Genomic DNA, 8,541 nt, shown 5'->3' with positions numbered 1-8,541 from the left:
GGTCCTGTTGGTCCTGTTGGTCCTGTTGGTCCTGTTGGTCCTGTCGGTCCTGTTGGTCCCGTTGGTCCCGTTGGTCCCGTTGGTCCTGTTAGTCCTGTTGGTCCTGTCGGTCCTGTTGGCCCCGTTGGTCCCGTTGGTCCTGTTGGTCCTGTTGGTCCTGTTGGTCCCGTTGCTCCTGTCGCTCCTGTCGCTCCTGTTGCTCCCGTGGCTCCGGTTGCTCCTGTTGGCCCTGTTGGCCCTGTTGGCCCGGTCGGACCTGTCGCTCCTCCACCAATTGGGACTTGTTGTTTCTGAAGCAGCTTGATTGTAAAATTGACAATCATCTTTTCCACGACGTTCCTAAAGGTCCCTTCAAATATTGCTCCCTCTTGTAATAGCACCCTGTCTGTTGCTTCATCCCACTCTACAATATCGCTGGAGACCAAATCACAGTATGGAAGTTCATTATAGTGTTGAGTACTAGCTTGATGAAATTGCGAAAGGTCGCTCGTTAGCAGTTCATCTTTTTCAGGAAAGCCTTCCGGTAAAGGTTTGGTAATCAAAAAATCAAATTCACTGCGCTGATTAAATTTAACGTTTACCGGACGAGTAATGAACTCCTTAATTGAAGTGGTACACTCAAAAGGAGCTTTCACGGTAAGAGATCGGATATTTGATTCTATAGACTTCCGCATCCATCCTGATTGTGCAACAGCAGCATATCTGATGTTTTTTTCTACATATCCTTTTATGAATAGCTGATTGGTTGGCACAAGCAGACGACATTGCACAAGGACCACTCGTTTTTTTATATCCTTGATTTCCAATACATCTTCTGGAAAGGTGATGTTAGCTTTAACATGGGCACTAACTTCAATCTCAGCTAAGACTACTGGTACCTTGCTTATTTTTGCATCAAAATTCACATCCGGTACTACGTTTCTGTTTGAACAATTGCTAATATTCGCCGAAATTTCCTTATTGTGATTCTCTTTATCTCTCAATTATTTCACTCCCTTATTTTTTATTGAGAACACAATATATTATGGAAATCTCTCTACAGGGGATTGGACTATTTATATAAAATCCGGAAGCGTTGGGGGAAATTCCACACCTGCCTTAGACCAAAATGAGGTGGAGGCTGTGAAGGAGGTTAAGATTTAGTGACAATGTTTAACTAATTCTATATATTGGAATATTGTTATCTCGCAGAACATGAAAAACCGGGCAAAATTGCCAACCACACCGCAACCTCAATCCTTTGGTAAAAGAAATGGTGGTTGGGTTTTCCCATTCCCTCCTGATTCTGGCCACCTTCTCCATCCTCACCTGTTGGTCCTGTTGGTCTCGTTGATTGGGAAACGGCTCATGTCCTTACTACAAGGTAATACCATTCAAATTTGATGAGTTTTCTCAGTTCAAGAATAAATCTCATCCAGCTTTAACTATAATAAGCTACCATTCTTATTTTGAATGGTGGCAATAATGATAGATTGGGGGCTAAATAACAAAAAAAGACTACCTCTATGGAAGTAGTCCTTCTATACGCTTCAAGAACATGCAGTCTCTATTTTTAATATGCCACCCCCGTACGCGTATGAGTCTTTTTAAACTCAGCCATATCGGGATCAAAATATTTTTCGTCATATTTGGCGACAAACTTATCATCATCTACATAACCTGAACCCCATGTCGGGTCCATTGTAATCCATTCGCCCTCAAGATTTGCTTCCACCCACGCATGCTTGGATGGCCACCAGCCGCCTCTGGCCATGCCTTCAACAAACCGGGCTTCAATATCGCTCGCTCTCAACAGGGCAATTGTCAGATACGAATAATCCTGACAGACACCTGTTTTCAAATCCAGAGTTTTTAAGGCACTGTCATCCCAGTTGAAATCATCCGTCTCCAGCTTTTCAACATCATAAGCAACCGTTTTGGCTACATATTCATAAATCGCCTTCGCTTTATCTCTTTTCGTGCTCTTTCCGGCTGTAATGTCCTTTGCCAGTTGTTTAATCGGTTCTGCATCGGACTGGACGCCCCTTGATGGCAGCAGGTCGCGCTGATCTTCGCCAGTCGATTCAACCTCGAACCTGGCAAAACCAAAATACCTGAAGTAATCGCTATTCTCTTCTTTTATCTCCGGCACACTTAGGACAACCTCATACGTCCCAGGTCCGAATCGCAGATAAAAAGAGTCATCAAATTTGAAATCCTTAACTGGAATTACGTCTAAAGCTTCATCTTCACCTTTTTTAGTCGTGATATAAATATGCGTAGTTTCAGGCCCAAACTCAGCATTTGGATCGATTTTCCCTTTCACATGATACATGCCATCCGTCGCCTCGCCTCCAAAGACCGGCGACTCCAGCGTTACTCCTCTTTCGCGGTAGACATCCATATACTCGATTGGCAGCATCGTACGATCAGACTTGTTATCAATCAAGATAGTCGTAGCCGTCTGGTAGTAATTTTCCCGTTCTTTATCCGGCACCAGAACCTCCAGCTCATGAACGCCTTTCCCATAAAATAAAGGTATGTCATAGGTGAACTGCCCATCCTTAATTGGAAGGACATGCTTCCAGCTTTCCGAACCCTTTGTAAGCTTCAGCATGACGGTATCCTCCTCCGCAAGCTTACCCGCTTCTCCTTTTAAGCTAAAAATCTCATTTTCTTTTACATAGCTCGAATCCATGTTAAGGAGAGCCACTTCAGCATCCTGACCAAAGGGAGTCAGCGTAATATCACGTTCAATTTCAGGATTGACATTGTGGACATCAAAAGCCGTCGCCTCAAAATAATAATTCTCCGTTTCAGTGCTCGGAATCTGGACACTCACATGGTACTTCCCCTCACCATTGAAAAAGTGAATCTTCTGCTTGAACTTTCCTTCTATTAATTTCGTGTAGTACTCATGCTGTTTTCCGGCAGGACCTTCCTCGTCAGCGAAAACCTTGATCCAGACGTAATCCGATTTTAACGAAGAGAATTTTTCAACCTTTCCTTCTACAACCACTTCCCCGTTAACAGCGAACTCCTTGTGCTCCGGTTTTGTAAAAGTCGAATTAATTTCTTGATTATAAGGACTGAGCTCGAGTGGCTGAAGCTCGATCTCCTTGTTTTTTTCCTTTACGAGCTTTTCATATTTATCTTCTTCTTTTTTCTCCGCTTTGGCTTTGGCGTCGCTTGGACTGGCGTCACTGCAGCCCGAAAGAATAAAAATTGCGCTTATGACCAGCAGCAACGCAGTTAAAATTGGATTCTTGGAATTCATGGCTTCCTCCTCCACATCGTGCTCTATTTGTAGTTTAATTTACGATTCCCTGCAAGATAAGTTCCTGGGACCTATGTACCTTTTTACATTTAAACCTATAACTGCCTCATTCATCCTTTTATATGATTCTATTGTAAAATAAATTCCTTGTCCGCTTTGAATACAGAGAATCATTCTCTCTAGCGTGAAGTTTCCCCCCATATGAAGGAAAGGCGACAGCAATATAAAGGAGTCTAGCGCCTTCCGCTCCAATCAACAATATTTCCTAACAAGTGTGGAGCAAAAAAATTTACGAAAAATAAACCAAAAAAAGGCTTCCCAAAAGTTCAGAGAACGAATGGAAGGCCACGAAGGTAAACACTTGCCTTTTTAGTTTGTCGATATTCACGCAAAATTTGTAGATATTTCTCGGGAAATTGTTGAAATTTGAAAATGAGATATCATGGGGTGAATTTCATATCTATAGATTAATGATCCAGATAACCAGTCCTTTTGCTGATCCAAAAGGGCTTTAACTATTATCTAGGGGCTGTAGGTATCGTGTAACGCTATAGTGCCAATGTCGTTTCAACACTATACTTTTCAAATAGGTGGTGAATCTTTTTATACTGATCTTCTCGTTGTAACAGTTTGGTATTTTACCGTCATGTATATCGCCCAGCAATACGAAATGAAAAAAGAACAGATTAACCCATCCGTGCCCATTTCCATGGTGCTTTCAACTGCCTAGAACATGCATTGTGCATATTTATATTACGAATTCCCATGAGATGTGTATCGCCTTGCTTGAACAATTATCAATTAGTTGCGTTTTCCTTAACCCGATACTTTTAAAATCAAAGTCTACTATTTCCGGAATAAGGAGAAAAACAGACTCCATTTATCTTTTGGTCTTTGGACCGCTTCTTCTAAACGACTATTGAAATCATTTTGTGAACGCCATTCTTTTTGCTGTTCTTCCCGCATACTTTGGATTTCTTTTTGCAAGAGCTCGCTTTTTTGTTGCTCTTGCTGCAGCATTGTTTCGTAATAGTTTTTTTGTTGTTCAGTTAATTTTTCGATTTTAACATTCGTTTTCTGCGCTGAATTGCCAATAGTAGAACTGATAACATGATGATCTTGCTGGAGTCTGGAAACCGTTGTTTTGAGCTCAGCCATATCGTTTGTCAGTTTGGCATTCATTTCACGTGTGGCTGCGAGTTCATTGACGACAAACATTAGTACTTCTTTTAATTGATTCGGGTCTTGGGGTAAACTCTCATATGTATCAGAAATCGCAACCTCAGTTCCACGGGGATCTTCTATTCTTTCTTTTTGCAGTGATACAAGATCCTTAGCCGTATCATCTAGAGGCTTGACCGTATCGCGTAACGCTATAAGCGATTCGATGTCAGATTGCACAAAGATACGGCGATCGCCATCTTTCAAGAATTCATATCCGTTCCGCTCTAAAATCTGGCCATACTTTCGAACAGTAGGAGTGGCTATTCCCACCTCTTCTGCTACTTCCTTGGAAGAGAAAGCTCGTTCATTAGGTTGTATATCGCGTCGCATATCGAACCTCCTTTACTATAAATATGAAGGTTTTTAGATTTATTTGCAAGCTGTATCGCCATACGATACGTACCCAAAAGTGACGAGTTGACAATTTTAACAAGTCCTCCATCCACAAAAAAAGGATCCATCCCCACAGGGACAGATCCTTTAATCATTCTTATTCAACGGAATTACATCATTCCGCCCATGCCGCCCATACCGCTCATGTCAGGCATTCCAGATCCAGCTGGTTCTGGCTTGTCAGCAACAACTGCTTCAGTTGTTAAGAACATAGCCGCAACAGATGCAGCGTTTTGAAGTGCTGAACGTGTAACTTTAGTTGGGTCAACGATACCAGCTTCGATCATGTTCACCCATGCTCCAGTTGCTGCGTTGAAGCCTGTGCCGACTTCTTCGCGCTTTAAGCGTTCAACGATTACAGAGCCTTCAAGGCCTGCGTTGTGAGCGATCTGACGTACTGGCTCTTCCATTGCACGTAGTACGATGTTAACACCAGTAGCTTCGTCGCCTTCAGCCTGAATTGAAGCAACTTTGTTGTATACGTTTAGAAGCGCTACACCACCACCGGATACGATACCTTCTTCAACTGCAGCGCGAGTTGAGTTCAAAGCATCTTCAATGCGAAGCTTGCGTTCTTTTAATTCAGTTTCAGTAGCAGCACCAACCTTGATGACTGCAACACCGCCAGCTAATTTAGCTAAGCGCTCTTGTAACTTTTCACGGTCAAATTCAGAAGTTGTTTCTTCCATTTGAACGCGGATCTGGTTAACACGGCTAGCGATTTGAGCGCTGTCTCCAGCACCTTCAACGATTGTCGTGTTTTCTTTTGAAACAACAACTTTAGAAGCGCGTCCTAAAGATGTGATTGTAGCAGATTTAAGGTCACGGCCAAGCTCTTCAGTGATCACTTCTCCGCCAGTTAATGCAGCGATATCTTCAAGCATAGCTTTGCGGCGGTCACCGAAGCCAGGAGCTTTAACTGCAACTGCATTGAATGTGCCGCGAAGCTTGTTAACTACTAATGTAGCAAGTGCTTCACCTTCAACATCTTCAGCAATCATCAATAATGGCTTGCCTTGCTGTACAACCTGCTCAAGAACAGGAAGGATTTCCTGGATGCTGCCGATTTTCTTGTCAGTGATCAAGATATATGGATTTTCAAGAACTGCTTCCATTTTATCAGAATCAGTTACCATGTAAGGAGATGCATATCCGCGGTCGAACTGCATACCTTCTACAACGTCTAATTCTGTTGTGAAGCCTTTAGATTCTTCGATTGTGATAACGCCGTCGTTGCCAACGCGCTCCATTGCTTCTGCAATCAATTGGCCTACTTCTTCGTCAGCAGCAGAGATAGATGCTACTTGAGCGATTGAAGCTTTGCCTTCGATTGGCTTTGAAATAGCCTTTAACTCTTCAACTGCAGTTACAGCAGCTTTTTCCATACCTTTACGGATGCCCATTGGGTTAGCACCAGCAGTTACGTTCTTAAGACCTTCACGGATCATTGCTTGAGCAAGAACTGTTGCAGTAGTTGTACCGTCACCAGCAACATCGTTTGTCTTGCTAGCTACTTCAGCAACAAGCTTAGCACCCATGTTTTCGAAAGCATCTTCAAGTTCGATTTCTTTCGCGATTGTCACACCATCGTTTGTGATTAGTGGTGAACCGAATTTCTTCTCAAGAACCACGTTGCGTCCTTTAGGTCCAAGAGTAACTTTTACTGCATTTGCAAGAGCGTCAACCCCGCGAAGCATCGCGCGGCGTGCTTCTTCACTGAACAAAATGTCTTTTGCCATTGTATAAAACCCTCCTCAAATTTGTGTTATATACGTACTGTCTTTAAGCAGCAATTATTCAACTACAGCAAGAATGTCGTTTTCACGCAAGATCAGGTACTCTGTTCCCTGGTACTTCACTTCTGTACCTGCGTATTTTGAGAAGATAATGCGGTTGCCAACTTCAACTTCAAGTGCCACGCGCTCTCCGTTTTCAAGGACACGTCCTGTGCCAACAGCTACGACTTTACCTTCTTGAGGTTTTTCTTTCGCTGTCTCGGGTAAAACGATACCGCTTGCCGTTTTTTCTTCAGACTCAACAAGCTCAATAATAATGCGATCACCTAATGGCTTAATCAAGTGAATCAACCTCCTCAAATAATATGTAGATTAGTTTTTTATTAGCACTCTCCTCAATCGAGTGCTAACACAATTTATATATTAATGAATCTCCATTTTTTTTGCAAGCATGAAGTACAATTTTTTTTATAAAATTTATATAAGGTACCTGGCCAGGAACCCAGTGACAGCAAGGACTATTTTTCGTTCCCTTTCCACAATTTCCGACGGCAAATTTCTCTGAATTTTAATATAGGCTTGTTTAAAATAGGCCACCTTAAAAAGTATGCGGTGTCCCCGGATATTTAACCAATTATTTTAAGCAGCATCCTACGATTTGAACTTTCAAGCTGCTTACTAGTAAAATGGAGAGATAGCATTACGGAACTTTTATCATGTTAAAACGTATATAAATTCATTAAGTTTACGAAAAGGCCTAAAAGGAGTTTTTCATTTTGAAAAAAGAATACTGGTACATTATCATCGCGTATATTGCCATGCAGCTTTCAAGCCTGATCGGAATACCACTTGTAGCATTTGTCGGAGCTGGTATGGGCAAGAGTCTTAAGGAAATGGAAACCCTATCGATTCCATACTGGCTTGTCATCAGTTTTACACTTACACTGATCATCGTGCTGCTGATTTTACGGAAAGAATCGAAGCTACAGGCTGATTTGCGCGGAATGGCGTCGCCGTCAAGCTCTGCTGCCTGGGCCGTCGCCGGTGTATTTCTTGCATTGATGGCTCAATCCTTCGCAGCAAGCATTGAAAGGCTTATTGGAATCGAAATGGGCTCGGAAAATACTCAGGAGATTATCAACCTCATTGAGAACTTTCCGATTGTGATTCTTGTCAGCTCGATCATCGGGCCAATTTTGGAAGAAATCGTCTTCCGGAAAATTATCTTCGGAAGCCTGCATAAGAAAATGAATTTCTTTTTTGCCGCATTGATCAGTTCCGTTATTTTTGCGCTCGCACATTTTGAGCCGGAGCATGTCATCCTTTATTCGGCCATGGGCTTTACCTTTGCCTTCCTTTATGTAAAAACTAAGCGGATTATCGTTCCGATTATCGCCCATGTCACAATGAATACGTTCGTTGTCCTGCTTCAATCCGTATTCAGGGAAGATATCGAGAGAATGATAAGAGAAGCTGAAAAAATCCAGAGCTTTATTGGGGGACTTTAAGTTATGAAGCAATCGCCTTTATTTTCAGGCATTGTCTACTTCTTGCTAGGCAGCTTGTTCACCTACTTCGCCATCCAGAATGTCAATGAAACCGGCTGGGGATTTTTCACTTATCTCCTCGTCATGCTGGCGACCTTCGACTTCGGTTCCGGCATCAGGATGATCCTGTTCCATTTCAAACTCAAACAAATCCAGAAAAAATAGCCTCTTCATCACGAAGAGGCTATAGACTGTAGACAAACTTGGAAGATCCAGTTTGTCTACAGTTTATTTAGTTTATCTATAAAACCAGTCTGTTGATTTCTGTTCCAGGCGCTTCGCTTTCCGCGGGGCGTGCGGTGAGCCTCCTCGTCGCTATCGCTCCTGCGGGGTCTCACCTGTCCCGCTGCTCCCGCAGGAGTCTACGCGCCTTCCACTCCAATCA

General features: G+C 42.7%; 7 protein-coding genes. 2 read left to right on the top strand and 5 right to left on the bottom strand.

Annotation, left to right across the window (positions count from 1 at the left end):
* The 5 genes from WB217_RS01535 to groES form a co-directional block, all read right to left on the bottom strand.
* On the bottom strand, positions 1–983 hold a 983-nt coding region (locus WB217_RS01535; protein ID WP_423990008.1), incomplete at its 3' end, for a CsxC family protein.
* 569 nt (positions 984–1,552) lie between these two features.
* Positions 1,553–3,256: a transglutaminase-like domain-containing protein gene (locus WB217_RS01530; protein ID WP_423990006.1), complete on the bottom strand. Its 1,704-nt coding sequence runs from the start codon at positions 3,254–3,256 to the stop codon at positions 1,553–1,555.
* An 846-nt stretch (positions 3,257–4,102) separates the two neighbouring features.
* On the bottom strand, positions 4,103–4,810 hold the full coding sequence (locus tag WB217_RS01525; RefSeq protein WP_423990004.1) for a hypothetical protein: 708 nt from the start codon (positions 4,808–4,810) through the stop codon (positions 4,103–4,105).
* 173 nt (positions 4,811–4,983) lie between these two features.
* Positions 4,984–6,612 (bottom strand): chaperonin GroEL, encoded by a 1,629-nt coding sequence (gene groL, locus WB217_RS01520; RefSeq protein ID WP_423990002.1) that lies wholly within the window; start codon positions 6,610–6,612, stop codon positions 4,984–4,986.
* 54 nt (positions 6,613–6,666) lie between these two features.
* Complete coding sequence (gene groES, locus WB217_RS01515) at positions 6,667–6,951, bottom strand: co-chaperone GroES (protein ID WP_423990000.1); 285 nt, start codon at positions 6,949–6,951, stop codon at positions 6,667–6,669.
* Between the two features lie 434 nt (positions 6,952–7,385).
* Between groES and WB217_RS01510 the strand changes: the two genes are divergently transcribed.
* Positions 7,386–8,117, top strand: coding sequence for a lysostaphin resistance A-like protein (locus WB217_RS01510; protein ID WP_423989998.1), 732 nt, complete (start codon positions 7,386–7,388; stop codon positions 8,115–8,117).
* 3 nt (positions 8,118–8,120) lie between these two features.
* Positions 8,121–8,321, top strand: a complete 201-nt coding sequence (locus WB217_RS01505; RefSeq protein WP_423989996.1) for a YdiK family protein — start codon at positions 8,121–8,123, stop codon at positions 8,319–8,321.
* The last annotated feature ends 220 nt before the right edge of the window (positions 8,322–8,541 follow it).

Origin of the sequence: Mesobacillus sp., assembly GCF_049588175.1 — a bacterium.
Taxonomy (GTDB): domain Bacteria; phylum Bacillota; class Bacilli; order Bacillales; family Cytobacillaceae; genus Mesobacillus.
Note: the sequence above shows the minus strand (reverse complement) of the source record. Positions and strands in the feature narration are given on the sequence as shown.

Coding starts and splice junctions, on each gene's coding strand:
- WB217_RS01525 (WP_423990004.1), bottom strand. CDS start 4,810: ATGCGACGCGATATACAACCTAATGAACGAGCTTTCTCTTCCAAGGAA.
- WB217_RS01530 (WP_423990006.1), bottom strand. CDS start 3,256: ATGAATTCCAAGAATCCAATTTTAACTGCGTTGCTGCTGGTCATAAGC.
- groL (WP_423990002.1), bottom strand. CDS start 6,612: ATGGCAAAAGACATTTTGTTCAGTGAAGAAGCACGCCGCGCGATGCTT.
- WB217_RS01505 (WP_423989996.1), top strand. CDS start 8,121: ATGAAGCAATCGCCTTTATTTTCAGGCATTGTCTACTTCTTGCTAGGC.